Source organism: Streptomyces sp. NPDC015139, assembly GCF_043079785.1.
Classification (GTDB): Bacteria; Actinomycetota; Actinomycetes; order Streptomycetales; family Streptomycetaceae; genus Streptomyces; species Streptomyces albidocamelliae.
In genome coordinates, this window is the sequence record NZ_JBIBUW010000002.1 from 788,331 (window position 1) to 813,075 (window position 24,745).

At 74.0% G+C, this 24,745-nt stretch carries 24 protein-coding genes and 1 tRNA gene; 16 read left to right on the forward strand and 9 right to left on the reverse strand.

Annotated elements, in window-relative coordinates; translation table 11 throughout:
* Positions 1-29: 29 nt before the first annotated feature.
* On the reverse strand, positions 30-869 hold the full coding sequence (locus ACF08B_RS08100; protein WP_392316588.1) for a hypothetical protein: 840 nt from the start codon (positions 867-869) through the stop codon (positions 30-32).
* A 186-nt stretch (positions 870-1,055) separates the two neighbouring features.
* On the opposite strand from ACF08B_RS08100, the gene ACF08B_RS08105 reads away from it, so the two are divergent.
* Together ACF08B_RS08105 and ACF08B_RS08110 are read left to right on the forward strand one after the other, a co-directional pair.
* Positions 1,056-1,502, forward strand: a complete 447-nt coding sequence (locus tag ACF08B_RS08105) for an ATP-binding protein (protein WP_392316589.1) — start codon at positions 1,056-1,058, stop codon at positions 1,500-1,502.
* Positions 1,503-1,565: 63 nt separating this feature from the next.
* Positions 1,566-2,129 (forward strand): GNAT family N-acetyltransferase, encoded by a 564-nt coding sequence (locus ACF08B_RS08110; RefSeq protein WP_392316590.1) that lies wholly within the window; start codon positions 1,566-1,568, stop codon positions 2,127-2,129.
* A gap of 29 nt (positions 2,130-2,158) precedes the next feature.
* Here ACF08B_RS08110 and ACF08B_RS08115 read toward each other — a convergent pair whose 3' ends face one another.
* The 4 genes from ACF08B_RS08115 to ACF08B_RS08130 all read right to left on the reverse strand — a co-directional run bounded on the left by ACF08B_RS08115 (position 2,159) and on the right by ACF08B_RS08130 (position 7,971).
* Positions 2,159-3,373, reverse strand: a complete 1,215-nt coding sequence (locus ACF08B_RS08115) for an MFS transporter (protein WP_392316591.1) — start codon at positions 3,371-3,373, stop codon at positions 2,159-2,161.
* 81 nt (positions 3,374-3,454) lie between these two features.
* Positions 3,455-4,819, reverse strand: coding sequence for a PLP-dependent aminotransferase family protein (locus tag ACF08B_RS08120; protein ID WP_392316592.1), 1,365 nt, complete (start codon positions 4,817-4,819; stop codon positions 3,455-3,457).
* 94 nt (positions 4,820-4,913) lie between these two features.
* A complete protein-coding gene (locus ACF08B_RS08125; protein WP_392316593.1) occupies positions 4,914-6,398 on the reverse strand; it encodes an aminopeptidase P family protein in 1,485 nt (494 codons plus the stop codon).
* A 160-nt stretch (positions 6,399-6,558) separates the two neighbouring features.
* A complete protein-coding gene (locus ACF08B_RS08130; protein WP_392316594.1) occupies positions 6,559-7,971 on the reverse strand; it encodes a PP2C family protein-serine/threonine phosphatase in 1,413 nt (470 codons plus the stop codon).
* 611 nt (positions 7,972-8,582) lie between these two features.
* On the opposite strand from ACF08B_RS08130, the gene ACF08B_RS08135 reads away from it, so the two are divergent.
* Positions 8,583-9,248, forward strand: coding sequence for a bifunctional DNA primase/polymerase (locus tag ACF08B_RS08135; RefSeq protein ID WP_093476368.1), 666 nt, complete (start codon positions 8,583-8,585; stop codon positions 9,246-9,248).
* 157 nt (positions 9,249-9,405) lie between these two features.
* Positions 9,406-9,978, forward strand: a complete 573-nt coding sequence (locus tag ACF08B_RS08140) for a hypothetical protein (RefSeq protein WP_392316701.1) — start codon at positions 9,406-9,408, stop codon at positions 9,976-9,978.
* Positions 9,979-10,240: 262 nt separating this feature from the next.
* Here the strand turns inward: ACF08B_RS08140 and ACF08B_RS08145 are convergent, their stop codons facing one another.
* From ACF08B_RS08145 to ACF08B_RS08155, 3 genes are all read right to left on the reverse strand, one after another.
* Positions 10,241-11,230 (reverse strand): DUF5926 family protein, encoded by a 990-nt coding sequence (locus tag ACF08B_RS08145; RefSeq protein WP_392316595.1) that lies wholly within the window; start codon positions 11,228-11,230, stop codon positions 10,241-10,243.
* Between the two features lie 202 nt (positions 11,231-11,432).
* Positions 11,433-12,071, reverse strand: a complete 639-nt coding sequence (locus ACF08B_RS08150) for an ATP-binding protein (protein ID WP_392316596.1) — start codon at positions 12,069-12,071, stop codon at positions 11,433-11,435.
* Positions 12,072-12,288: 217 nt separating this feature from the next.
* Positions 12,289-13,116, reverse strand: a complete 828-nt coding sequence (locus ACF08B_RS08155; protein WP_093476373.1) for a glycerophosphodiester phosphodiesterase — start codon at positions 13,114-13,116, stop codon at positions 12,289-12,291.
* 229 nt (positions 13,117-13,345) lie between these two features.
* Here ACF08B_RS08155 and ACF08B_RS08160 point away from each other — a divergent pair, with 229 nt between their 5' ends.
* The 5 genes from ACF08B_RS08160 to ACF08B_RS08180 all read left to right on the forward strand — a co-directional run bounded on the left by ACF08B_RS08160 (position 13,346) and on the right by ACF08B_RS08180 (position 17,254).
* The gene (locus tag ACF08B_RS08160) at positions 13,346-14,809 is read left to right on the forward strand and encodes a S1C family serine protease (RefSeq protein ID WP_392316597.1); all 1,464 of its coding nucleotides are present in this window, start codon (positions 13,346-13,348) and stop codon (positions 14,807-14,809) included.
* Positions 14,810-15,084: 275 nt separating this feature from the next.
* Positions 15,085-15,717 (forward strand): LysE family transporter, encoded by a 633-nt coding sequence (locus ACF08B_RS08165; protein ID WP_392316598.1) that lies wholly within the window; start codon positions 15,085-15,087, stop codon positions 15,715-15,717.
* 106 nt (positions 15,718-15,823) lie between these two features.
* Positions 15,824-15,911: transfer RNA gene (locus ACF08B_RS08170), tRNA-Ser, on the forward strand.
* Between the two features lie 173 nt (positions 15,912-16,084).
* Complete coding sequence (locus ACF08B_RS08175) at positions 16,085-16,333, forward strand: SCO4226 family nickel-binding protein (protein WP_392316599.1); 249 nt, start codon at positions 16,085-16,087, stop codon at positions 16,331-16,333.
* A gap of 243 nt (positions 16,334-16,576) precedes the next feature.
* Positions 16,577-17,254 carry a hypothetical protein gene (locus ACF08B_RS08180; RefSeq protein ID WP_392316600.1) on the forward strand — a complete coding sequence of 226 codons (678 nt, stop codon included), beginning with the start codon at positions 16,577-16,579 and terminating at the stop codon, positions 17,252-17,254.
* A gap of 93 nt (positions 17,255-17,347) precedes the next feature.
* Here ACF08B_RS08180 and ACF08B_RS08185 read toward each other — a convergent pair whose 3' ends face one another.
* On the reverse strand, positions 17,348-18,220 hold the full coding sequence (locus ACF08B_RS08185) for a bifunctional DNA primase/polymerase (RefSeq protein WP_392316601.1): 873 nt from the start codon (positions 18,218-18,220) through the stop codon (positions 17,348-17,350).
* 371 nt (positions 18,221-18,591) lie between these two features.
* Between ACF08B_RS08185 and ACF08B_RS08190 the strand changes: the two genes are divergently transcribed.
* The 7 genes from ACF08B_RS08190 (at position 18,592) to ACF08B_RS08220 (ending at position 24,657) form a co-directional block, all read left to right on the forward strand.
* A complete protein-coding gene (locus tag ACF08B_RS08190; RefSeq protein WP_392316602.1) occupies positions 18,592-18,903 on the forward strand; it encodes a hypothetical protein in 312 nt (103 codons plus the stop codon).
* 198 nt (positions 18,904-19,101) lie between these two features.
* On the forward strand, positions 19,102-20,262 hold the full coding sequence (locus ACF08B_RS08195; RefSeq protein WP_392316603.1) for an acyl-CoA dehydrogenase family protein: 1,161 nt from the start codon (positions 19,102-19,104) through the stop codon (positions 20,260-20,262).
* A 116-nt stretch (positions 20,263-20,378) separates the two neighbouring features.
* Positions 20,379-21,308: a bifunctional MaoC family dehydratase N-terminal/OB-fold nucleic acid binding domain-containing protein gene (locus tag ACF08B_RS08200; RefSeq protein ID WP_392316702.1), complete on the forward strand. Its 930-nt coding sequence runs from the start codon at positions 20,379-20,381 to the stop codon at positions 21,306-21,308.
* A 1-nt stretch (position 21,309) separates the two neighbouring features.
* On the forward strand, positions 21,310-22,335 hold the full coding sequence (locus ACF08B_RS08205; protein ID WP_392316604.1) for an acyl-CoA dehydrogenase family protein: 1,026 nt from the start codon (positions 21,310-21,312) through the stop codon (positions 22,333-22,335).
* A 3-nt stretch (positions 22,336-22,338) separates the two neighbouring features.
* The gene (locus ACF08B_RS08210) at positions 22,339-22,770 is read left to right on the forward strand and encodes a MaoC/PaaZ C-terminal domain-containing protein (protein WP_392316605.1); all 432 of its coding nucleotides are present in this window, start codon (positions 22,339-22,341) and stop codon (positions 22,768-22,770) included.
* Entirely contained in the window at positions 22,767-23,933 is a 1,167-nt protein-coding gene (locus ACF08B_RS08215) for a lipid-transfer protein (protein WP_392316606.1), read from the forward strand. The genes ACF08B_RS08210 and ACF08B_RS08215 overlap by 4 nt, the downstream gene beginning before the upstream one ends.
* A 169-nt stretch (positions 23,934-24,102) precedes the next feature.
* Positions 24,103-24,657, forward strand: a complete 555-nt coding sequence (locus ACF08B_RS08220) for a SigE family RNA polymerase sigma factor (RefSeq protein WP_093476393.1) — start codon at positions 24,103-24,105, stop codon at positions 24,655-24,657.
* Positions 24,658-24,745 lie beyond the last annotated feature (88 nt).

Sequence of the window (24,745 nt, forward strand, 5' to 3'; positions counted from 1 at the left end):
CACCGGCGGTGTGGAGTGGTGCGGTCGCGTCAGGCGGCGAGGGCGTACCCGGCGGCGGGCGGGCCGCGCCGGATCACCGTGTGCTGGAGTGCGGTGGTGCGGGGGGCGGGTGCCTCGTCCCGGGCGGTGCGGCGACCGCACGGGGGCGGCTCGACGGCGGGCAGCAGCCCGGCGCACAGGGCGTGCACCAGCGCCAGTGCCCCGCGCAGGGACCGTACGAGCGCCGCTTCGGCGACTCCGTGCGCCGACAGCTCGATCAGCCGCAGCACGGCCAGGTCGCCCCGGCGCAGCAGCCAGCCCGCGGCCACGGCCGCGAGGACGTGGGCGAGCAGCATCGGCGGCGAGGGCAGCGGCGAGGCGGTGGAGGCGGCGGGATCGGCCATGTGCCGCATGGCCGGCATGGTGCCCACGGCCCGGCGCGAGGGGTCGATCAGATGCGCGTCGAGCAGCAGGCGGTAGGCGTGCCCGGGGGTGAGCACCGACGGCCCGGACCCGCACACGAGCCGCGCCGCCCGCTCGACGAGCTCGGTGCTGCTCAGCGAACCGTCCGGCGCGGCCATCGGCATTGCGCCCGAGGTCATCGCGGTGCCCGCGTGCCCGCCCAGGCCGAACAGCGTGTGCAGGGCGGTCTGGCCGAGTGCGAGGAGCGTGGCGATGGCCGGCATCGAGCGGGCCCGCCCGGCGAGCGGCGCCACGAGCAGCAGGGCGCCGGCGAAGCCCGCGCCGAGCGTCCACAGCGGCACGGTCGCGCAGGCTGCCAGACTGTGCCCGGCCGCGGCCAGCACGACGCAGACCGCGGCGAACACCGCGGCCCGCAGGATCCGGAGTCCGGCTCCGGGACGCGCCGTGCGCGGGTGGGGGGCAGTCATGGCGGCCTCATCATCGCACTGCCCGCCCCGCCGGCGTCCGCCAGGTGGCCGGACGCGTCCCTCATACACCGATTCCTCCCCCGGCGCATCGACCGTATGGGCGGAGTCACGTTGACGCAGTGCTTACGGCCGGCTACGCGCGGCAATACGTAACGGTATGTCGAGCCGCGGCCTGGAGGCTGGAGCATGAGCATCTGGTGGTCACTCCATCTGCGCCGCGAGGCCGCGAGCGTGCCCCTGGCCCGGCGCCTGCTGATCGGCACGATGGAGACGGCGGGCGTCGACCCGGAGATCTCCTTCGACCTGTCCGTCGCGCTCAGCGAGGCCTGCGCCAACGCCGTGGAGCACGGCGGAGCCGGGGCGTCGGGCGGCGCCTCGGAGGCCTACCGGGTGACCGCCTACCTCGACGGCGAGAAGTGCCGCATCGAAGTGGCGGACTCCGGACCGGGGTTCACGCGCACCACCGACATCCGGCCCGTCCGGGCGGACGCCGAGCACGGCCGCGGACTCTGCCTCATCCGGGAGCTCGCCGACCACGTCCACATCGGTGCCGGTCACGGCCGGGGCGGCACGGTGGTCAGCTTCGACAAGATGCTCAAGTGGCGCGGTGGCGCGCCGTCCCTGGCGGTGTGAGACCTCCCGGTCCGTTTCCGCCCGGGTGGTCCGCCCGGAGCCCGGCGCGCCTAGGGTGCGCGCATGCGAATCGAGACCGAGGAGCTGGCCGGCGGCGTGACGCTGCGGCTGCTCGCGCGCGGTGACGTGGACGCGATGTGCGCGGCCTACGTCGCGAACCGCCGGCACCTGAAGCCGTGGGAGCCGGTCAGGCCCGAGTCGTTCTTCACCGCGGCCGGTCAGTCCCAGCGGGTGCACGGACTGCTGCGGCAGTACGCCGAGGGCACCGCGCTGCCCCTGGTGCTCGTCGCGGAGGACGGCCGGATCGTCGGGGCCGGCACCCTGTCGGGCATCTCCCGGGGCCCGTTCCTGAGCGCCCACCTCGGGTACTGGATCGCCGCCGACCGGCAGAACCGCGGACTGGCCAGTGCCATGGTCGAGCGGATGTGCCGGCTCGCACGGGACAGGGTGGGACTGCACCGGATCGAGGCGTCCACGCTGGTGCACAACACCGGATCGCAGCGGGTGCTGGCGAAGTGCGGGTTCGAGCCGATCGGCCTGGCCCCCGCCTATCTGCACATCGACGGCGCCTGGCGGGACTGCCGGCTCTTCCAGCGGATCCTGCACGATCGCGACCCCGCGCTCTGACGCACCGCCGGTCCGCGGGCCGCCGCCGGTCAGCCCACGAGCGCCGCTTCTCCCACCGCCCGGGGCGCCCGGCGCCGCGCCGCCCGGCGCGCGGCCGGACCCATCGCGTACGACGCCACCGGCATCAGCGCGCCCAGCAGCAGCCAGCCGGGCGTGCCCCAGCCCAGCAGCAGCCAGGTCACCACCAGCGGGCCGAGCGTGCGGGCGACGGTCACGCCGGTGCCGAAGAAGCCCTGGTACTCGCCCATCCGGTCGGCCGGGGCCAGGTCGAAGGACAGCTGCCAGGAGCCCGCCGACTGCTGCATCTCCGCCATCACCTGGAGCACCGCACCGGCGACCAGGATCGCCGCGGCGGGCCAGGCGGACCGTCCCGCCGACAGGGCGAACACCGCGCAGGAGGCGAGCATGACCAGGCCGGACCGGCGCAGCACCCGCACCGCGCTGCCGATCCCGGTGACGGCCGTGGCCGCCCGCACCTGGAACAGCGTCACCGCCAGGGTGTTGAGCACGAACAGGCCGGACGCCAGCCAGGCCGGTGCCCCGGTCCGCTCGGTGATCCACAGCGGCAGCGCGAGGCTCAGCAGCGGCAGCCGCAGCAGCAGCACGGCGTTGAGCAGCGCCACCACGGCGTACGGCCGGTCCCGCAGCACCGCGAACCGTCCGGTGCCGGCGACGAGGCCCAGCGGCCGTACGGCGGGCAGCCGCAGCAGGATCAGCGCGCAGACCAGGAAGCACATCGCGTCCAGTGCGAGCACGCCCCGGTAGGCCACCGCCGCCCGGGCGCCCAGCGTGAGGCCGCCGAGTGCCGCCCCGACCGCGAGCCCGCCGTTCAGCGTCGACTGCAGCCGTGCCAGCAGGCCGGTCCGCTCGCCGGCCGGGACCAGCCCGGCGAGCAGCGCCTGCCGGGCCGCGGCCAGACCCGACTGCGCGGAGGCGTACACGCAGGCGGCGAGGACGAACGGCAGGAAGCCCCGCACCAGGAGGAACGAGGCGACCGCGGCCGAGGTCCCGAGGGCGAGCAGCACCGACGTGCCACGCGGCCCGCGCCGGTCGGCGAGCCGCCCGAGCGGCACCCCGACCAGCGAACCGACCGCCCAGCCGAGGGTCAGCCCGAGCCCCACGCGCGCCGGGGCGATCCCGGCGACCTGGGTGAAGTACAGCGCCGAGGTCGTGTAGTAGGCGCCGTCGCCCACGGAGTTGGCGAGCTGGGCCAGGGCCAGGAGCCGCTGCGGTCGGTTCGTCATACCGATCACGGTAGGAGCCCGGTGGATCTCCGGGCAGACCCAATCGGCTGCCCTCTCAGTGGTCCACTTCCTGTGGCGGGGTCAGCCGTCCAGCACCTTCGCGAGCACTTCCAGGGCCTCCGGATAGGTCCGCTCCCGGGGGGTGCCGTAACCGACGACCAGGCCCTGCGGCCGGCCGGTGCCCGGGACGTGCCAGTGGTCGCCGAGGGCGCCGAGCGCGAGGCCCTCGGCCTCCGCGCGGGCCAGCGCGTCGGCCTCGTCGGGCACGTCGATCAGCGCGTGCAGGCCCGCCGCGATCCCGCGCACGCTCCGCCTCGGCCCCAGCCGGTCCAGGAGGTGGTCGCGGCGGCGCCGGTACCGCAGCCGGCACGCGCGCACGTGCCGGTCGTAGGCGTGGCTGTCGATGAGTTCGGCGAGCGCCAGCTGGCCGATGGTCTCGGTGTGGTGGTCGCTGTGCAGCTTGGCGTCGGCGACCGCGTCGACCAGGTGCGGCGGCAGCACCATCCAGCCCAGGCGGAGCGCGGGACCGAGCGTCTTGGAGGCGGTGCCCAGATAGACGACCTGGCCGGGCGCCATGCCCTGCAGCGCGCCCACGGGCTGCCGGTCGTAGCGGAACTCGCCGTCGTAGTCGTCCTCGACGATCAGCGCGCCCCGGGCGCGGGCCCAGTCGGTGAGCGCGCGCCGCCGTTCGGGGTGCAGGGTGACCCCGGTCGGGTACTGGTGGGCGGGGGTGACCACCACGGCGGCCGCCTCGCCGAGTTCCTCCGGGCGTATCCCGCGCGCGTCGACGGACACCGGCCGCACGGTGCCGCCGTTGTGCCGCACCACCTCGCGGTGGAAGGGCAGCCCGGGGTCCTCCATGGCGACGGGCGAGCCGTCGAGCACCCGGGTCAGGAGCGCGAGGCCCTGGACGTACCCGGAGGTGATGACGATCCGCTCCGGGGGCGCGAGCACCCCGCGCGCCCGCCCCAGATAGCCGGAGAGCGCGGTGCGCAGTTCGATCCGCCCGCGTGGGTCGCCGTAGTCGTACGCCAGTGACGGCGCGGTCGCTATGGCGCGGCGCAGCGCCCGCAGCCAGGCCGCCGCGGGGAACGCGCCGACGTCGGGGCTGCCCGGGCGCAGGTCGAGACGCGGGGCACGCGCGTGTGCGTGCGGCCGCGGCGCCTCGGAGTCGACGGAGGGCAGGGAGGCGACCCGGGTGCCCGAGCCCTGCCGTGCCGTCAGATAGCCCTCGGCGACGAGCTGGTCGTAGGCCGCCTTGGCGGTGCCCCGGGAGATGCCGAGCTCGGCCGCGAGGCGCCGGGTCGCGGGCAGCCGGGTCCCGGGTCCGAGCCGTCCGTCGCGCACGGCGTCCCGGAGGGCCCGCTCCAGCCCGACACGGCGTCCGTCCGCCGCGTCGGGTTCGAGATGCAGGTCCACCCCCACACCGGACCAGAAGTCGTCCACGAACACCCTCCCCCTAGGCACGTGTGACCTTCGCACGTGTACGGACACGCCGATGGCCGGGCACCGCACGGGTGCCCGGCCATTCAGTGTCTTATCAGCCCTTGAGGGCCGACATCCACGCCTCGACCTCGTCGGAGCGGCGCGGCAGGCCCGCGGAGAGGTTCCGGTTGCCGTCCCGCGTGACGAGGATGTCGTCCTCGATGCGCACGCCGATGCCCCGGTACTCCTGCGGCACCGTCAGGTCGTCGGCCTGGAAGTACAGGCCCGGCTCGACGGTGAGCACCATGCCCGGCTCCAGCGTGCCCTCGACGTAGGTCTCGGTGCGCGCGGCCGCGCAGTCGTGGACGTCCATGCCGAGCATGTGGCCGGTGCCGTGCAGGGTCCAGCGGCGCTGCAGGCCCAGCTCCAGGACGCGCTCGACCGGGCCCTCGACCAGGCCCCACTCGACGAGCCGCTCGGCGAGCACGCGCTGGGAGGCGTCGTGGAAGTCCCGGTACTTGGCGCCCGGCTGCACGGCCGCGATACCGGCCTCCTGGGCGTCGTACACGGCGTCGTAGATCTTCTTCTGGATCTCGCTGTACGTGCCGTTGATCGGCAGCGTGCGCGTGACGTCGGCCGTGTACAGCGTGTGCGTCTCCACGCCCGCGTCCAGCAGGAGCAGGTCGCCGGAGCGGACCGGGCCGTCGTTGCGGACCCAGTGCAGGGTGCAGGCGTGCGGGCCGGCCGCGCAGATGGAGCCGTAGCCGACGTCGTTGCCCTCGACGCGCGCGCGGAGGAAGAACGTGCCCTCGATGTAGCGCTCGCTGGTCGCCTCGGCCTTGTCCAGGACCTTCACGACGTCCTCGAAGCCGCGGACCGTGGAGTCGACGGCCTTCTGCAGCTCGCCGATCTCGAACTCGTCCTTGACCAGGCGGGCCTCGGAGAGGAAGACGCGCAGCTCCTCGTCGCGCTCGGCGGTGACCTTGTCGGTCAGGGCCGCCTCGATGCCGGCGTCGTGGCCGCGCACGACCCGCACCGGGCCGGTGGCCTCGCGCAGCGCGTCGGCCAGCTCGCGCACGTCGGCGGCGGGGATGCCGTACAGCGCCTCGGACTCGGTGAGGGAGTGGCGGCGGCCGACCCACAGCTCGCCCTGGCCGGAGAGCCAGAACTCGCCGTTCTCGCGGTCGGAGCGCGGCAGCAGGTAGATCGTCGCCTCGTGGCCCTCGCCGGCGGGCTCCAGCACCAGGACGCCGTCCTCGGTCTGGTTACCGGTGAGGTAGGCGTACTCGACGGAGGCGCGGAAGGCGTACTCGGTGTCGTTCGAGCGGGTCTTCAGGTTGCCCGCCGGGATCACCAGGCGCTCGCCCGGGAAGCGGGCGGAGAGCGCGGCGCGGCGGCGCGCGGTGTGCGCGGCCTGCTCGATCGGCTCCAGGTCACGCAGCTCCGTGTCGGCCCAGCCGGACTGCATGCTCTCGGCCAGCTCGTCGGAGACGCCCGGGTACAGGCCGTTCTTCCGCTGCTTGACGGTCTCCTCGGACTCGGTCTCGGGGCCCTCCGCGGTAACGGAATCGGGCACAGCCGGGTTGAGCTCGTCGGACACGTGATCCTCCTCGATACGCCATTGATCTCCCCCGGAAGCCCGCGGCGCTCCTGCTTGTGGCCGAGCGGGGGGCCTCCATCATCGTACGGTCGTACCGGGAGCGGGCGGGGGCCGGATGACCTGTTATGCCCGGTCATGCCAGCCACGGCCGGCCGGGCCGTCAGTCGAAGCGCGCCGCCAGCAGGACCACGTCCTCCTCGCTGTCGGCCGTGTCCAGGCCGTCCGGCAGGACGGTGCGCAGGACGTGGTCGGCGACGGCGCCGGGGTCGTGGCGCAGTGCCCGCGGGATGCTCGCCGCGGCCGCGTGCAGCCGGGTGAAGGCGCGGTCCATCGGGTCGCCGGTGCGGTGCAGCAGCCCGTCGGTGTAGAGCAGGACCGTGTCGCCCGCCTCCGCCTGCACCTCGACGCTGGGGGCCTCCCAGCAGGCCAGCATGCCGAGCGGGGCCGAGACGGAGGTCTCGGCGAACTCGGTGCGCCGCTCGCCGATCAGCAGCGGCGGGCTGTGCCCGGCACCGGCCAGGGTGACCTTGCGCAGCGCCGGCTCGCAGTAGGCGAACAGGGCGGTGGCCGAGCGGGCCGGCTCGGTCAGCCGCAGCAGCAGCTCCAGGTCGGACAGGACGGCGACGGGGTCCTCGCCCTCCATCACCGCGTAGGCCCGCAGGGAGGCGCGCAGCCGGCCCATGGCGGCCACGGCGCTGGGCCCGGAGCCGGTGACCGAGCCGACGGACAGGCCGAGCGCGGCGTCCGGCAGCGGCAGCGCGTCGTACCAGTCGCCGCCGCCGCGCGGTCCGCTGCGGTGCCGGGCGGCGAGCTGGACACCGGCCACCCGGGGCAGCCGGTACGGCAGCAGTTCCTCCGTGAGGGTCGCCATGCGCGCGCGGGTGCGTTCCACCTCCAGCAGCCGGGCGAGGTGCTCGGTGGCGTGCCGGACGTAGAGGCCGGCGAGGTGGCGCTGCCGCTCGTGGGGTTCGGCCGGCTCGTCGTAGAGCCAGACGGCGGCGCCGAGGCGGCCGGCGGAGTCGGAGGCGAGGGGCAGGGCGTAGCTGGCGGCGTAGCCGAGACGGGCGGCGACCTCGCGGTGGCGGGGGTCGAGGCCGTCCTCGGCGAGCAGATCGGGATGGACGACCTCGGCGCCCTGGCCGGTGTCGTACGGCAGTGAGCCCTGCGGGACGGTCTCGATGTGCCCGAGGTCCGCCCGGCCGAGACCGAGGCCGAGGGTGGTGCGGGGGCCGAGTCCGTCACCGGGCTCCAGGACCACGAGGCCGCGGCGGGCGCCGACGAGGGCGGCTCCGGCGCGCAGCAGTTCCTGGAGGGCGGGCTCCAGCGCGTGCGTGCGGGAGAGCCGCTCGGTCAGTTCGTGGAGCGTGGTGAGGTCGGAGACCCAGCCGGCCAGCCGGTCCTGGAGGACGGCGCCGGGGGCGGGGGCGTGCGGGGCGAGGGCGTTCCGCACGGGCGGATCCGGGTCCGGGGAGGGCCCCGCGCCCGGCGCGAGGGGAGTGGGCGCGGCAGTGTGTGGGGCCGTGGGAACCGCTGAATCGATTCCGGCCACTTTCGGAGGATGCGGGGCGCTCATGGCGTCCGGCTTTCAGACCGGTGCGTTTTGCTCAAAAGCATCGCAAACCCCCATGTGATTCTGCGCCGCTAGCGGTGTCTCCACATGTACACGCACTCGTGAGGGGATGTCCAGCATTGTCCTGCCGGGATTCCTGGTGTCCATGGGGCGGACCCGGGTTTCCCGCTAACCCCTTGCCTTACTGCCAAGTTGGCTGAAAACTGCCTCAGGTATCGGTCCATTGCGGTCGACTGGCCCTGCTCCACGGAGCGTCACAGCGGTCGTGATGGGTACGTACTCGGAGAAGGCCAGGGGTGGCTGGGGGCCACCCGGAACCTGGCGACGGACCCGGGCGTCATAGCCACCGACGGCCGAGCCCCATCCTCCCGTGGCGGAGGCGGAGAGAAATACGCGCGACGGCAAACGCCATGCTTCGCCACCCCCACGCCGCAGCCGTGCTCGTGATGGACGTACCAGGAACGCGGGCGCGGCCGATGCTCGACCCCACGGGGTTCCCCCTGTCGTGCGCAGGGGTGTGATGCGCCAACAGGTACGCACAGTGAAGTGATCGACTCATGTTGTGATGTGGACCACGGTGTTGCCAGCGGTGCAACGGAAAGGAACGAGCGCTCATGCGCGAGATCCTCGGAAGGCGACGCAGGCTCCTGTCCAGGCGGAACGGCGGGAGGCCCGAGCTGCTCAGCGCGGCCCTGAACTACGCGGGTGAATGGCGGTGGCCCGTACTCCCGGGCGTGGCCCCGGACCCGCGGGGGCGGTCGCGGTGCGCCTGCCCCGACCCGGACTGCACGGTGCCGGGTGCGCACCCCTTCGACCCGGGTCTGCTCGCGGCCACCACGGACCCGCGCATGGTGCGCTGGTGGTGGACCAACCGGCCGGCCGCGCCGATCGTCCTGGCCACCGGCGGAACGGCGCCCTGCGCGGTCAGCCTGCCGGCGCTCGCCGCCTCCCGCGCCCTCGCCCTGCTCGACCGGCGGGGCATGCGCCTCGGCCCGGTCGTCGCCTCGCCCACCCGCTGGGCGCTGCTGGTGAAGCCGTACTCCATGGAACAGCTGGGCGAGCTGCTGTACGCCAAGGACTTCGTGCCCGGCTCCCTGCGCTTCCACGGCGAGGGCGGCTACCTGGCCCTGCCCCCGTCCGAGACCGGGCAGGGCGGCGTCCGCTGGGAGCGTGCCCCGCTGCCCGGGTCGGCCTCACCCTGGGTGCCCGACGTGGAGGCCGTGGTGGACGCGGTCGTCGACGCCCTCACTCGTACGGGTGTGAGCGCGCCCGAGTTGTAGGGGGTGTCCGGCGCGGACGGGGCGGACGGGGCCCGGCGCTCGTTATCTTCCGCACATGCAGCGTCATTCCGGGGGCCACCGCGTCCCAGAGCCGCTCCCGGGCGGGCCGGACTCCCGAAGGCTTCGTCTGCTCGCCCTCCTGGCCGTCGTGGCGGCCGTGGTCGCGCTGCCGCTGACCGTGGCCTCCGGCGGGCAGGTGGGCGACGCGGGACCGGCGGCCGTCCGGGCCCCGCAGCGCGGCGCCGACGAGCGAGCCGGTGACACCGCGGCGCGCGGGGGCGCCGCGGCACATGACACGGACGCCGGCGGCCGTGACAAGGACGCCGGGGCGCGCGGCGGGGACGCGAAGATTCCCTCCGCCGCCCCGAGCCGCTCTCCCCTGCTCCTCGGGATCGGTCTCGCGACCGCCGCCCGCTGCGGGCCGGAACTCTCCTCGCCCGAGGGCATCGAAGCGCAGACCTGTGTGCTGATCCAGGGCGCGGACACCTGGGCACGCACCTACTACCGCAACGCCACGGGCGAGTCGCTGGACTCCGTGCTGAGCCTGATGGGGCCGGGCGGCCGGACCGTGCAGATGCACTGCGTGACGGGTACCGACGACGAGCCCGCCACCTGCGAGACGCCCCGCGAGCACAGCCGGGGCGGACCGGACGCCTACACGGCCGTCGCCGAGTTCGCCGGACGCGGTCCGGACGGCGGGCTGCTGCTGCGCTCGGGCAGCAATTCCTGATCCCTGAAAGGGAGTTGACGCCCGGCTGCCCGGCGTGAACCGGGTGCGGACATGGAAAAGGCCCGGTTGCTGGCGACGGGGGATGCACCAGCAACCGGGCTACTCGAACGGTAACAAGAGATCGGCGGTTCGCAAATTCCGTCCGGGGCATTCGGCCATCGATTTCCCTGTCGGGGCAGGGAGTTGTGACAGGAGTCACCTGCTGCCCCGACCGTCGTCACGGCTGACCGACCGTTCAGCCGTGACACACCCGTGCGGGACCTCAGCTGAGCGTGACCTGCCGGTTGGTCAGCCCGCCGCGGGCCCGGCGCTCGTCCGCCGTGAGCGGCTCCTTGGCCGCGAGCGCGGCGGCGAGGCGCTCGGCGAACTCGGCGGCCGGCTTCTCCACATCCTCGGCCGTCACCCCGCTCGGCAGGTCCCAGACCGGCACGATGAGGCCGTGAGCACGGAAGGAGCCCACGAGCCGGGTGCCCTCGCCGAGGCTGGAGCGGCCCGCCGCGTGCAACCGCGCCAGAGCGTCCAGAAGCTGCTCCTCCGGATGCGGCATGACCCAGCGCAGGTGGTTCTTCTCCGGGGTCTCGCACCAGTACGCGGCGTCCACGCCGGCCAGCTTCACCGTCGGGATGGCGGCGGCGTTCGCCCGCTCCAGGGAGGCGGTCACCTCGGGGGTGGCGTTCTCCGCGTCCGGCACCCAGAACTCGAAACCGTCGTGCACGACCGGCTCGAAGGGGGCCTGCGCGTCGAGCAGGTCCTGCAGGCGCGGACCCTGGGAGGGGGCGCGGCGGCCCTGCACCGGGGTGCCGGGCTCCGCCACCAGCGCGCGCTGGAGCGTGTCGGCGAGGTCGCGGCTGATGTCGCCGGACGACGTGTCGTTCTGCAGGCCGATCATGACCGAGCCGTCGTCGCGGCGCAGCGCGGGCCAGGCCATCGGCAGCACGGTGGCGAGGGTGACCGACGGGACGCCCTCGGGCAGGCCGCCCGCGAGGGTCAGCTCGGCCGTCGCGGCCGGGACCAGTTCGCGCAGGGCCACCAGGTCGCACTCGCCGGACAGCCCCTCGAAGGGCCGCTGCACCAGCTCGGTCACGGCGTGCGATGCCGCCCGGCCGTGACACGCCTTGTAGCGCCGGCCGCTGCCGCAGGGGCAGGGTTCGCGGGCGCCGACGACCGGAATCTCGCCATCAGCGCCTACGGCGGGGGCCCCGTCGCTGAGCTGGGGCCGCTTGGCCTTCGTCTGGGGTCGCTTCTTGGCCATCGTGGGGTCTCCCGGTTACGGCTCTTCTGGTACGGCGGGAGCCTAGCCGTTCAGGCCCCGAGCGACGGGAACCTGTGGACAACGCACACGCGCTCGACGCCACTGGTGTGAACCGGTGGACGGCCGCGACGTCCCGACGCGTCGGAACGGGGGCCGTGTGGACCCGGGCGGACGGGCGCCCCTCGGCGTGTCAGCCGTGGGTTCAGTCCATGTCCTCGAAGGCGTCCGCGAAGTCCAGGCCGGCCATGCCGGGGATCGAGGGCGCGGTGACGCGCGTAGCGAAACCGTTCACGCGGCATCCGGCGTCGGGATCGAGGACGTCCTCGTGGACCACCACCCAGACCGTCACCTCGCCCCGGACGTCGTCCCGGACTCCCCAGTCGTCGGCCAGGGCCGTGATGATGTTCAGCCCCCGGCCGCCGTGCGCCGTCACCGACGGGGTGGCCGGTGCCGGGCGGGTCGGGCCGCCGCCGTCCGTGACCTCGACGATGAGCCGGCCGTGCGGGTCGACCCGCCACGCGGCCAGGACGTCACCGTCACCGGCCGGGGCGTCGCCCAGGGGCCGCCCGTGTTTGCAGGCGTTGCTCAAAAGTTCGGAAAGGATCAGTACGGCATCGTCGATGACCGATTCCGCCACGCCCCCGCTGCGCAGTTGCGCGCGCATCCGGTGCCGCGCCTTCCCCACGCCCGCAGGGCCATGGGGTACGGCCATGCTCGACGACGTGGGCACCTCCTGTGCCACCACCAACGCCACCCCCGAGACCTCCTTCGCCCCACGCCACGGTGTGGATGCCCCATTGGCCTGTACCGGAAACCGGCCAGTCCCCTTCCGCTGACGCATTCGAAACGGTCGTACCCGAAGCGAACGCGCCGGAGCACTCCCTGTGACGATCCGGACCCCCACGGTGACCTCGGGGTCGTCGTGTGGCTGGATTTCAGTGGTGTGGCCGAGACGGGAGGATCCAGCAGTCCCGCGGCCGGGTCAAGGGCCGTGCACGGTTTCTCGACCGCCTCTTGGCACAACCGTCTCCCGGGTCACCACCCCGGCGTCCCCGGGATCAGCGGCCGAGCCGGTCCAGCACCGCGCGCGGGCGGTTGGTGATGATCGCGTCGACGCCGAGCCGGACGCACAGGTCGACGTCCTCGGGCTCGTTCACGGTCCACACGTGGACCTGGTGACCGGCTTCCTTCAACCGCTCCACGAGGACCGGGTGATTGCGCACGATGCGGATCGAGGGGCCGGCGATCCGCACGCCCGCGGGCAGCCGCCCGTCGCGCAGCCGGGGGGAGACGAACTGCATCAGGCAGACCGTCGGCAGGGTCGGCGCGGCCGCGCGCACACGGTGCAGCGAGCGCGCCGAGAAGCTCATGATCCGCACCGGGGACTCGGCGGCGGTGGCCGGCGCGTCCAGACCGAACCGCTTGAGCAGCATCAGCAGCCGTTCCTCGACCTGGCCGGCCCAGCGGGTGGGGTGTTTGGTCTCGATGGCCAGCTCCACCCGCCGCCCCGCGCCCGAGACCAGTTCCAGCAGTCGCTCCAGCGTGAGGACGGAGGTGTCCGCCGGGTCCTCCGGCCGGTGCTCCCAGTCGGGCTCCTCGTCGCGGCCGCGCCAGGCCTCGCGGGTCTTCCAGGAGCCGAAGTCGAGAGCGGCGAGATCGGCCAGCTCCAGCGCGGAGACGGCGCCCCGGCCGTTGGAGGTACGGTTCACCCGCCGGTCGTGGACGCAGACCAGATGGCCGTCCGCGGTCAGCCGTACGTCGCACTCGAGGGCGTCCGCGCCGTCCTCGATCGCCTTCCGGTAGGCGGCGAGGGTGTGCTCGGGCGCGTCCTCGGAGGCGCCCCGGTGGGCGACGACCTGGATGGAGTGCTGTGGTGCGTGGGTCACCGCGTCATGGTGCCACCGTCGCCGGGTAGACGGGGCGGCGCGGAGGAATCCGTGTGACGAACAGGGGCATAGGCCCTCGAACTTTATGCAACTTTTGCGTTGAAGATCCTATATAAAGAAGAGTCCCGGACCCACAGCCACCGCTTATGGTGCTCTGACGGCCCGTGGGAAAAGCTGACTGCAGACAAGTGCGACCGACGAACACAGGCGTGGATCGAGGAGAAGAGCTGTGAGCACCGAGAACGAGGGCAACGCGGTACCCCCGGCCCCGTCCGCACCTCCCGTGCCGGTGGCCTCTCCCGCCGCTTTTCCGCAGGGCCCCGCGCCCGACGGGAACGCGCCGACGGCCCCGCTGCCGCCGGTGCCCCAGGACAGCCGCGCAACCGCCCACGAGCAGGACCCGGCCTTCGCCGGTCAGGCCGCCGCGCACCAGGCGGGCCCGGCCCCCGACGGCTCCTGGCCGCCCCCGCCGCCGTCCACCCCGTCCTACGGCGACGGCGGTGCCGGAGGTTACGGCGGCGCGGGCGGCACCGGCTGGGGGGCCTCGTACCAGCAGCCCGCCCCGAAGCCCCGCAACGGGCGCGGCGGCCTGGTCGCCGCGGTCCTGGTGGCCGCGCTGGTCGCCGGCGGTCTGGGCGGTGGCCTCGGCTACACCCTGGCCCGGGACAACGACAGCGGCGGCTCCACCACCGTCTCGGCCTCCGACAGCGGCGCCGCGCAGGTCAAGCGCGCCCCCGGCACGATCGCCAACGTGGCCGCCAGGGCCCTGCCCAGCACGGTCACCATCGAGGCCGAGAGCAGCAACGGCGAGGGCGGCACGGGCACCGGCTTCGTCTTCGACAAGCAGGGCCACATCGTCACCAACAACCACGTGGTCGCCGACGCGGTGGACGGCGGCAAGCTCACGGCCACCTTCCCCGACGGCAAGAAGTACGACGCCGAGATCGTCGGCCACGCGCAGGGCTACGACGTCGCCGTCATCAAGCTCAAGAACGCGCCGTCCGACCTGAACCCGCTCGCCCTCGGCAACTCCGACAAGGTGGCCGTCGGCGACGAGACCATCGCCATCGGCGCCCCCTTCGGCCTGTCCAACACGGTGACGACCGGCATCATCAGCGCCAAGGACCGCCCCGTCGCCTCCAGCGACGGCAGCTCCAGCAGCAAGGCGTCGTACATGAGCGCCCTGCAGACCGACGCGTCCATCAACCCGGGCAACTCGGGCGGCCCGCTGCTGGACGCCTCCGGCGCGGTCATCGGCATCAACTCCGCGATCCAGTCCAGCAGCAGCGGCGGCTTCGGCTCCGGCCAGTCCGGCTCGATCGGCCTGGGCTTCGCGATCCCGATCAACCAGGCGAAGTACGTCGCCCAGCAGCTGATCAAGACCGGCAAGCCGGTGTACGCGAAGATCGGCGCGTCCGTCTCCCTGGAGGACTCCACCGACGGCGCGAAGATCACCGACCAGGGCGCGGCGGGCGCCGCGGCGGTCGAGACGGGCGGCCCGGCCGACAAGGCCGGCCTCAAGCCCGGCGACGTCATCATCAAGCTCGACGACCACGTGATCGACAGCGGCCCGACCCTGATCGGCGAGATCTGGACCCACAAGCCGGGCGACAAGGTCAAGATCACCTACAAGCGGGGCGGCCAGGAGCACACCGTGGACCTGGCGCTGGGCTCGCGCGACGGCGACAGCTGACACCGGCGGGCGGTACGCGCGCACAGGGGTGCCTCTCCACGGGGGCACCCCTTTCGCGTGCCGCCATGGCGCCCACCACCAACTCACGGCTTCTGTGGGCGGCTTGGTCACCACTCGTCCGTCACCACGGAAAACGACTTGTCCGGGCGGCCGTGCCGCCCGCACGATCTCCCCATGACCACCATCACCGCACTCCTGCCGCTGTCCGCCGCCGTCCGATCGGCGCGCGCCCAGCAGCAGGCCGGCCGACCGTGGAGACCGACGCCCGTCTCCGCATGAGCGCGGCCCTCGTCGCGGGGCTCCTCGCCGGCTATGGCATCGCCATGCCCGTGGGAGCGGTCGCGGCGTACCTCGTGGCGCTGACCGCCCGGACCTCCTTGCGGATCGGCGCCTGTGCCGCCCTCGGAGTGGCGACCGCCGACGGCCTGTACGCGGCGATCGCCGTGATCGGAGGCTCCGCGCTGACGCGCGTCGTCGAACCGGTCGCGCCGCGGCTGCGCTGGGGCGCCGCCCTGGTCCTCCTCGCGCTGGCGGCGCACAGCGCGGCGACGGCGATCGCCCGTCACCGCACCCCGCGGACGGCGTCCCGCACCGACGACGCGCCCCTGGGCCCCGCGCGGGCCTATCTGGGGCTGTGGGGCATCACGATGGCGAACCCGCTCACCGTGATCTACTTCGCGGCCCTCGTGCTCGGCAGCCAGACCGGTGCGGCGGCCGACGCCCCGGAGCGGACCGTGTTCGTGCTCGCCGCCTTCGCGGCCTCCAGCAGTTGGCAGTTGCTGCTCGCCGGCGGGGGAGCACTGCTCGGCCGGCTGCTGACCGGCAGCCGTGGGCGGCTCCTCACCGCCCTGACCTCCAGCGCCGTGATCACCGCACTCGCCGTCCGCATGCTCCTCGTACCGCCGTGACGGGCGCGGGCGAACGGAGCGGGCGGCCGCACGGGGACCACGCCGCCCGCCGGGCGCCCGCTCCCGGTACGCTGTACCCGCTCCGTCCCAGGTGGCACGGGGACGAGGTGGGTTGCCCGAGCGGCCTAAGGGAACGGTCTTGAAAACCGTCGTGGCGCGAGTCACCGTGGGTTCAAATCCCACACCCACCGCCAGGCGGAACGGCCCCTGACCAGGTAGCGGATACCGGGTCGGGGGCCGATTCGCGGACCGGGGCCGCGCGGTCGCCGACGCGGTCCCGCGGGCAGAGGATGGAACCGACGGAGCCGGCAGGCGGACCCGGCCGTGCCGAACGCCGGGACGCGGCGGCCGGAAGGAGGCGCTCCTCATGCCCCAGTTCATGGATGTCCACCACGGGATGCAGGGCATCACGGCGGACCAGCTGATGGAGGCCCACCGGGCCGACCTCGCCATCGAGCACGACGAAGGCGTTCACTTCGAACGGGCCTGGGCGGACCCGGAGTCCGGCACGGTGTACTGCCTCTCGGCGGCACCCTCGGCGGACGCCGTCCAGCGCGTCCACGAGCGGACCGGGCACCCGGCCGACGAGATCCACCCGGTCCCCGTGAGCATCTGACCACCGGCCGAGGGCGCGCGCACCCGCGCCGGCCGCCGGCCACCGAGCGGCGCCCGGTGCCGGGCAGGTGAGGCGGTGGCGGGAGTGGTGTGCCGCGCCCGTCACAGGATCCGCGCGTGATGACGGCGGTGTTCCGAGTCCGTCACACGGGCCGCCGCGGTGGTGCGGTCGCGTACGGGCGGGCACTACGGTCCGGATCGGAGCGGCCGGCCGGGCCGCCCGTGACCAGGGGGGAAATTCCACATGCATGCCCATCGCCGCAGACCCGTCGCCGTCGCCCTCGCCGCCGTCGCGCTGGCCGCCGTACTCACCGGATGTCAGGGGGACGACACGGCGGCCGGCTCGGACGGCACCCCCGGCGCCGGTGCCACGGCCGCCTCGGCGCCCGGCAAGGCGGGTACCGGCAAGGCAGGCACCGGCAAGGGGGGAAAGAGCGAGGGCGCGGGCAAGGGCGGCGGCACGGCGGGCGCGGGCGGCGGGGCGACCGCCACGCCGGCCGGCAAGGCCACCACACCGGCCGGGCCCGCCAAGAGTGCGGCGCCGTCGGCCGGCTGTGTCACCAAGGCGCCGGACCCGGACCACGTCGACCCCGACGAGTTCGCGCTCTACCGTGTCGAGGAACTTCCCGCCTCCACCGGCAAGGTGAACCTCGTCATCCAGCACGGCGCCTGGGGGTGCGCGGGCGGTGACGGCGAGGGCGCGCCGTTCGTCGTCACCGGCGAGGACAGCCGCTGGGCCCTGGACCAGGCCGCGTACGTCACCGCCACCAACCCCGTCACCGACGGCAGCGAGAACCGGCGCATCGGTGTGCAGGAGCTGATCGACTGGGTCGAGGCGCACCCGGACTCCGGGCTGGTGTTCAAGTACGAGACCGGCGAGGACGGTTCCATCGACCGCCTGGAGCAGGTCTACGCGCCGTAGCGCCCGAGGTCCTTCGCGCAGGAAGGGGTGCCCCCGTGGGAGGGGCACCCCTTCCGGTGCGTGCGGTGGTCACCCGCCGCTCCCCCCGGCTTCTCAGGGCTGGTGCCCGGTCATCCGGGCCGCCGAGGCGATCGTCGCGCGGGCCTCGCGTTCGGACAGGCCGGTATGGCGGGCCGCCTCGGTCAGCGGGTCGGCCAGGGCGGGGCCGATGCCGTTCTCGTAGGCGCGGCAGGCGGCCCAGAACAGACGGGTGTTGCGCTGGCCCTCGTGGGCGGAGAGGACGAAGTGCACCAGCCCGCGGCCGTGGTCGCCGGGTGCGGGCGGGGCCGGGTGGCTCGCCCGGGGCGGCGGCAGGAGCAGGCGGAGCAGGGAGGGCGGGCAGGCGGCGGGGGCCAGGTGCGCGGTGCCGGGGGCGGTGGCGTAGGCGCCGTGGTCGGTGCGGGAGCCGGGGCCCACGAGGTAGCCGCCGGCGCCCCGGATGTCGATGCCGGGGGCGAGGCGCCCGGCCGAGTTCGGTACGACGACGTCCGGCGGGCCGGTCAGCCACAGGTGCCGGCCGCCGCTCGGGGTGAGGACGACGACCGTCTCCGGGATCGTGAACAGATGGCGCAGGGCCAGCTCGCGCAGGGCGACCGAGGAATCGGTGTCGGACTTGGTGTCCAGGTCGACACCGATCAGGTGGTACGGCGGCAGTCCGCAGGCGATGCCGTAGCCGGTGGCCCAGGGAGCGGCGGCGAAGAGCTCCCGGATGCGGACGGGGTCGGTGGAGGCGTCGTACACGCCGTGCCCGAGGCGGCCGCACTCGCCGTGGCAGCGCGGCCCCGCCGGATCGGGTTCGGTCCGGTGCGGCGAGCGCAGCGCGGGGAGTTTGGTCCGGGAGAGGGGGAGGACGGCGAGACCGCGCTCGGCGGCCGACAGGGCGTGTGCGAGGGCCAGCGTCGTGGTCTGCCGGTCGATGGTGGCCATGGCTCTATGTTCGTACGTATGTTCGAAAAAGGGAAGAGGGGGCGGTCGCGGCGCGCCGGAGTGATGCCGGATTGGCAGGAAATGTGCCGTAACGATTCCTCTCTTGTGTCGCCTGGCTGCTGAACATCCGTTCTCGGCCCGGACCGGGTCGGGAGGGGCGGAAAGGTGGTGATGGGGGTTTATCGACTTGTCATCACGCTTGCGTGCGAATCGCGCCTTCGGGGGTGGTTCGCCGGGGATTCGGTGGGCAACTCTGGTTGCGCGACGTCGTCCACGACAGTCGGGGCGGTCGGCCAACTGCTCTGACGCAAGCCGTAGTTCACGTACTTCCGGCCCTAGGGCCGCTCAGTGCTTGGTTCTGGAGGAACAACATGGCAAGCATCCGTACCGCCCGCGTTCTCGCCGCCGTCGCCGCGCTCCCCCTCGCAGCCGCCCTCTTCACCGGCGTCGCGACCGCGGACAACGGCGCCTTCGCGGGCGACGGATCGAACGCGGGCGTGGCATCCGTCGTCGGCAGCGGGGTCGGCCACGACAACAACGGCAACTCGTCCACCACGCAGCAGAACGCGGTCGGCTCCGGGGCCTCGAACCAGAGCAGCACCGCGCAGGTGAACGGCTCCGCGTTCACGGCCATCCAGCAGGGCAACGAGAACGTCGCCGTCCGCTTCACCCGCCTCTGGTGAGCGCGGTGCGAGGTTCCTCCACGGGAGGACCTCGCGAGGGTGCTTCGGGGTCGTCACACGTCCGCGCGGCGGTACTTCGGTACCGCCGCGCAGGCGTTTCCCGGGCGGGCCGGCCGCGGAACCGACCTTGACACCACCCACGATCTGACGGACAGTCAGAAACTGTCTCGTCAGCCGAATGTGGCCGGGAGGTCCGCCGTGCACCTCGCCCCCACCGAGCGGCAGCAGCGCCTGCGTGCCGAGCTCCGCGCCTACTTCCGCGACCTGATGCCGGAGGGCGGCGAGCCCACCGACCCGCGCGCCCTGCTGCGCCGCATCGGCGCCGACGGCTGGCTGGGCCTGGGCTGGCCCGCCGCGTACGGGGGCCGCGGCCGGGGCGCGGACGAGCAGTTCGTGTTCTTCGACGAGGCGTACCGGGCCGGCGCGCCCGTCTCCATGGTCACGCTGAACACGGTCGGCCCCACCCTCATGCAGCACGGCAGCGAGGCCCAGAAGGCCCACTTCCTGCCCCGGATCCTCAGCGGTGACCTGGTCTTCGCGATCGGCTACACCGAACCCGCCGCGGGCACCGACCTCGCCTCGCTGCGCACCCGGGCCGTGCGCGACGGCGACGGCTGGCGGATCGACGGCCAGAAGGTCTTCACCTCCGGCGCCCAGCACGCCGACTGGATCTGGCTCGCCTGCCGCACCGACCCGGACGCCCCCGGTCACCGGGGCATCTCCGTCCTCCTCGTCCCGACCGACGCACCGGGGTTCTCCTGGACGCCGATCGAGACCGTGGGCGGTCAGACGACGACGGCCACCTACTACGACGGCGTCCGAGTGCCCGCCGGGAACCTCGTCGGCGCCGAGCACCAGGGCTGGTCGCTGATCACCGGCCAGCTCAACCACGAACGCGTCGCGCTGGCGGCCGTCGGAATGCAGGCCGAGGACTTCCTCGCGGCGGTGCTGGACGCCGTCCGTACCCCGGATCCGGTGACCGGGCGGCGCCGGGTGGACGAGCCGTGGGTGCGGTCGCAGCTGGCGGAGGCGCACGCCCGGCTGGCCGCGACCCGCCTCCTCAACTGGCGTCTCGTCGCCGACCTGGGAAGCGGCGGGCCCGCCCCCGGCGACGCGAGCGGCGTGAAGTTCGCGGGCACCGAATCAGCGGTCGCGGTGTACCGGATGTGCCAGCACGTGCTGGGGGCGGACGAGTCGGCGGGGCTGGTCCGTTCCGGGTCGCCCGGCGCGTTCGGGGACGGCGAGCTGGAGCGGCTGAACAGGGCGGCGCAGATCAACACGTTCGGGGGCGGGGTGAGCGAGGTGCAGCGGGAGATCGTCGCGACGATGCGGCTCGGGATGACGAGGGGGCGGAGGTGAGCGGGGCGGGCGCGGAGCCGCGAGGCGGCGAGGCACGGGGCGGCGGGTCGGCGGACACGGGCCCGGTGGGCCGGGTGCCGGTGGGCAGGCCGCCGGAGGACGGGGACCGGGCGCCCCTGGCAACGCGGCTCAAGGCGTACGAGGGCCGCCCGGCAGCCGTCGGGGGCGTGGGCAAGGACCCGGTGAACGCGCCGATGATCCGGCACTGGTGCGAGGCGATGGGCGACACCGCCCCGGCGTACCGCGGCCCCGACGCCGTCGCCCCGCCCACCATGCTCCAGGTCTGGACGATGGGCGGCCTCTCCGGCCACGAGGGCCGCACGGGCGCCTACGACGAACTGCTCGCCCTGCTCGACGCGTCGGGCTGCACGGCGGTGGTGGCCACCGACTGCGAGCAGGAGTACCTGCGGCCCCTGCGCCCCGGCGACGAGGTCGCGTTCGACTCGGTGATCGAGTCGGTCTCCGACCGCAAGACGACGAAACTGGGCGCGGGACACTTCGTCACGACCCGCACGGACGTCCGCGTCGGCGGCGATCTGGTCGGCACCCACCGCTTCCGCATCCTCAAGTACGCGCCCGCGCCCACCCGGCCCCGGGCGCGGCGCCCCCACCCGGTGGTCAACCGGGACAACGAGGGCTTCTGGCGGGGCGTGGCCGAGCACCGGCTGCTCATCCAGCGCTGCACGGACTGCGGCACCCTGCGCCACCCCTGGCTGCCGGGCTGCAACGCCTGCGGCGGCCCGGACTGGGACACGGTCGAGGCGGGCGGCGAGGGCACGGTCCACTCCTACGTGGTGATGCACCACCCGCCCTTCCCGGCCTTCACGGACGCCGACGAGGGCTCCGGCACGGCCGGGCCGTACGCCGTCGGCCTGATCGAACTCGCCGAGGGCGTGCGGATGGTGAGCAACGTGGTCGGGGTGCCGTACGACAAGGTGCGCATCGGGCTGCCGGTGCGGCTGGAGTTCCGGCGGTACGCGGTCGAGGGCGCCGACGGCGGCACGCTGGACCTGCCCGTCTTCCGCGTCGTCGAAGGCGAGGGCTGACGTGGACTTCACCCCCACCGAGGCCCAGGCCGGGGCCCGCGACCTGGCCGCGCGGATCTTCGGCGACCTGGCCGGCCACGAGCGGCTGACGGCCGTGGGCACCGGCAGCGACCCGGAGCTGTGGAAGGCCCTGAGCACGGCGGGCCTGATCGGCGCGGTCGGGGAGCTGGGGCTGCTCGGGCTGGTGCTGCTGCTGGAGGAACAGGGCCGCACCACGGCCCAGGTGCCGTACGCGGCGGCGTGCGTCTACGGCCGGCTGGCGGTCCTGGCGCACGGCGGCCCCGAGCAGCGCGAGCGGCTGCTGCCCGGCATCGACGACGGCTCGGTGGTGGTCACCGGGGCCTTCCCGGCGCAGAAGGGGGTACGGGCCTCGGCGGCGGGTGAGCTGACCGGCACCGTCCCCGTCGTGCCCTGGCTGCGGGACGCCACCCACGTCCTGGTCGCCGACGCCGGCCGGCGGCTGTGGCTGGCCCCGCTCGGCGAGGGCACGGCGACCACACCGGTGGAGCTGACGGCGCCCTGGTCGGCGGCCCGGCTCACCCTCGACGGCGCACCGGCGGAACCCCTGGGCGGATCCGGCGCCTACGTCGACGTCCTCGCCACCGCCCGTACGGCCTTCGCCGGACTCCAGGCCGGGGTGTGCGCCGGATCGCTGGCACGGGCGGTCGCGCACACGAACGCCCGGGAGCAGTTCGGGCGACCGCTCGCCACCCGGCAGGCCGTCCAGCTGCGTGCCGCCGACGCCCACATGGACACCGAGGCGATACGGGTCACGGCCTACGAGGCGGCCTGGCGCCGGGACGCGGGACTGCCGTACGCCACGCACGCGCTGACCGCCGCCTGGTGGGCGTCCGAGGCGGGAGCGCGGGTCGTGCACACCGGTCAGCATCTGCACGGCGGGGCCGGAGCCGACGTCGGCCATCCGGTGCACCGGCACTTCCTGTGGGGCCGGCAGCTGGACGCCCATCTGGGCTGCGGTCCCGAAGTGCTCCAGGAACTGGGGGAGTCGATCGCGAATGGGGAGTGAGGGATGACGACGGCACCGACGGTGGGCGCCGAGCTGCCCGCGCTGGAGATCCCGGTCACGCGCACCCTGATCGTGGCGGGCGCGATCGCGTCCCGGGACTACCAGGACGTGCACCACGACGCCGAGCTGGCCCGGCAGAAGGGCTCGCCGGACGTCTTCATGAACATCCTGACGACCAACGGCCTGGTCGGCCGGTACATCACGGACCACTTCGGTCCGTCCGCGGTGCTCCGCAGGGTCGCCATCAGGCTCGGCGCGCCCAACCACCCGGGGGACACGATGGTGCTGACGGGCCGGGTCGAGGCGGTCGACGGGGACACCGCCACGGTGCGGGTCGTCGGCGCCAACGGCATCGGCACCCACGTCACCGGCACGGTGACGGTCACCGTCCCCGCCGCCGGACCGGGCCGCTCAGTGTCGGAGGCCGGCTCATGAGCGTCCGCCACAAGGACGGCCTCGGCGGCCGGGCCGCGATCGCCGGCATCGGGGCCACCGAGTTCTCCAAGGACTCCGGGCGCAGCGAGCTGCGGCTCGCGGTGGAGGCGGTGCGGGCGGCGCTCGACGACGCGGGTCTCACCGCGGCCGACGTGGACGGCCTGGTGACGTTCACGATGGACACCAGCCCGGAGATCACGGTGGCCCAGGCCTGCGGGATGGGCGAGCTGTCCTTCTTCTCCCGCGTCCACTACGGCGGCGGGGCGGCCTGCGCGACCGTCCAGCAGGCGGCGCTCGCGGTGGCGACGGGCCTGGCCGAGGTGGTGGTCTGCTACCGGGCCTTCAACGAGCGCTCGGGCCGCAGGTTCGGCGCGGGCGTGCGGCACCGGGAGCCGTCGGCGGAGGGGGCGGCGCTGGGCTGGGCGCTGCCGTTCGGGCTGCTCACCCCGGCCTCCTGGGTGGCGATGGCGGCACAGCGGTATCTGCACGCCCATGGGCTGACGCCGGAGGCGTTCGGGCACGTGGCCGTGGTGGACCGCAGGTACGCGGCGACCAATCCCGCGGCCTGGTTCCACGGCCGCCCGATCACGCTCGCGGAGCATGCCGCGTCCCGCTGGATCGTGGAGCCGCTCCGGCTGCTGGACTGCTGCCAGGAGACCGACGGCGGGCAGGCGGTCGTCGTCACCTCGCTGGAGCGGGCCCGCGACCTGCCGCGCCCGCCCGCCGTGATCGTGGCCGCCGCCCAGGGCGCCGGCCGGGCGCAGGAGCAGATGACCAGCTTCTACCGGGACGACCTGACCGGCCTGCCGGAGATGGGCGTGGTGGCCCGGCAGTTGTGGCGGACGTCCGGGTGCGGTCCGGCCGACATCGACGTGGGGATCCTCTACGACCACTTCACCCCGTTCGTGCTGATGCAGCTGGAGGAGTTCGGGTTCTGCGGCCGGGGCGAGGCGGCGGACTTCGTGGCCGGGGAACGGCTCCCGATCAACACGCACGGGGGGCAGCTCGGGGAGGCGTATCTGCACGGGATGAACGGCATCGCCGAAGCGGTCCGCCAGGTGCGCGGCACGGCGGTGAACCAGATACCGGGCGCGGCCCGGACCCTGGTGACGGCGGGTACCGGCGTGCCGACGTCGGGGCTGGTCCTCGCCGCCGACGGCTGAGCCGGCGGCCGCCGCCCGGACCGGAGTCAGGGTCGGACCCGCAGACGGGGTGGATCCCGTGTCCACCTTCAGGAGGTGGGGACGGCCCCACCCCTACAACCTGAGGGGGACGCCGCTTCGGGACCTGCGGCCGATCCGCCGGACCGGGCACGCTCCTAGCGTTGGAGCCATGACCACACCCGTCTGCACCAGCGCCTCGGCCGCCGCCGCACCAGGGCGGCAGACCGCGTACCCGTCCTTCGCGTCGTACGTGAGGGCCCGCCAGCCGGTCCTGCTGCGCACCGCGCGTTCGCTGACCGCCAACCCCAGCGACGCCGAGGACCTGCTGCAGACCGCGCTCGCCAAGACCTACGTGGCGTGGGAGCGGATCGAGGACCACCGGGCGCTGGACGGCTACGTGCGCCGGGCGCTGCTGAACACACGGACGTCGCAGTGGCGCAAGCGCAGGGTGGACGAGTTCTCCTGCGAGGAACTGCCCGAGCCGGAGCCGCTGCCCGGCGGCGACGACCCGGCCGAACGGCAGGCACTGCACGACGCCATGTGGCGGGCGATCCTGAGACTGCCGTCCCGGCAGCGGGCGATGGTCGTCCTGCGGTACTACGAGGACCTCAGCGAGGCCCAGACCGCCGAGGTGCTCGGTGTGTCGGTCGGCACGGTGAAGTCGGCGGTCTCCCGGGCCCTGGGCAAACTGCGCGAGGACCCGGAGCTGGTACTGGCCCGCTGAGGAACACCCCGCGGACACAATTTTCCTTCCCCTAGTGACATACCGCGCGGTATGTGCGCAGAATCAGCGCAGCCCTCTACCACCGCGT

Bases quoted from the DNA above. Each gene is read 5' to 3' on its own strand.
- ACF08B_RS08100 (WP_392316588.1), bottom strand. From the start codon at position 869: ATGACTGCCCCCCACCCGCGCACGGCGCGTCCCGGAGCCGGACTCCGG.
- ACF08B_RS08105 (WP_392316589.1), top strand. From the start codon at position 1,056: ATGAGCATCTGGTGGTCACTCCATCTGCGCCGCGAGGCCGCGAGCGTG.
- ACF08B_RS08110 (WP_392316590.1), top strand. From the start codon at position 1,566: ATGCGAATCGAGACCGAGGAGCTGGCCGGCGGCGTGACGCTGCGGCTG.
- ACF08B_RS08115 (WP_392316591.1), bottom strand. From the start codon at position 3,373: ATGACGAACCGACCGCAGCGGCTCCTGGCCCTGGCCCAGCTCGCCAAC.
- ACF08B_RS08130 (WP_392316594.1), bottom strand. From the start codon at position 7,971: ATGAGCGCCCCGCATCCTCCGAAAGTGGCCGGAATCGATTCAGCGGTT.
- ACF08B_RS08135 (WP_093476368.1), top strand. From the start codon at position 8,583: ATGCGCGAGATCCTCGGAAGGCGACGCAGGCTCCTGTCCAGGCGGAAC.
- ACF08B_RS08145 (WP_392316595.1), bottom strand. From the start codon at position 11,230: ATGGCCAAGAAGCGACCCCAGACGAAGGCCAAGCGGCCCCAGCTCAGC.
- ACF08B_RS08150 (WP_392316596.1), bottom strand. From the start codon at position 12,071: ATGCGTCAGCGGAAGGGGACTGGCCGGTTTCCGGTACAGGCCAATGGG.
- ACF08B_RS08165 (WP_392316598.1), top strand. From the start codon at position 15,085: ATGAGCGCGGCCCTCGTCGCGGGGCTCCTCGCCGGCTATGGCATCGCC.
- ACF08B_RS08175 (WP_392316599.1), top strand. From the start codon at position 16,085: ATGCCCCAGTTCATGGATGTCCACCACGGGATGCAGGGCATCACGGCG.
- ACF08B_RS08180 (WP_392316600.1), top strand. From the start codon at position 16,577: ATGCATGCCCATCGCCGCAGACCCGTCGCCGTCGCCCTCGCCGCCGTC.
- ACF08B_RS08185 (WP_392316601.1), bottom strand. From the start codon at position 18,220: ATGGCCACCATCGACCGGCAGACCACGACGCTGGCCCTCGCACACGCC.
- ACF08B_RS08190 (WP_392316602.1), top strand. From the start codon at position 18,592: ATGGCAAGCATCCGTACCGCCCGCGTTCTCGCCGCCGTCGCCGCGCTC.
- ACF08B_RS08210 (WP_392316605.1), top strand. From the start codon at position 22,339: ATGACGACGGCACCGACGGTGGGCGCCGAGCTGCCCGCGCTGGAGATC.
- ACF08B_RS08215 (WP_392316606.1), top strand. From the start codon at position 22,767: ATGAGCGTCCGCCACAAGGACGGCCTCGGCGGCCGGGCCGCGATCGCC.
- ACF08B_RS08220 (WP_093476393.1), top strand. From the start codon at position 24,103: ATGACCACACCCGTCTGCACCAGCGCCTCGGCCGCCGCCGCACCAGGG.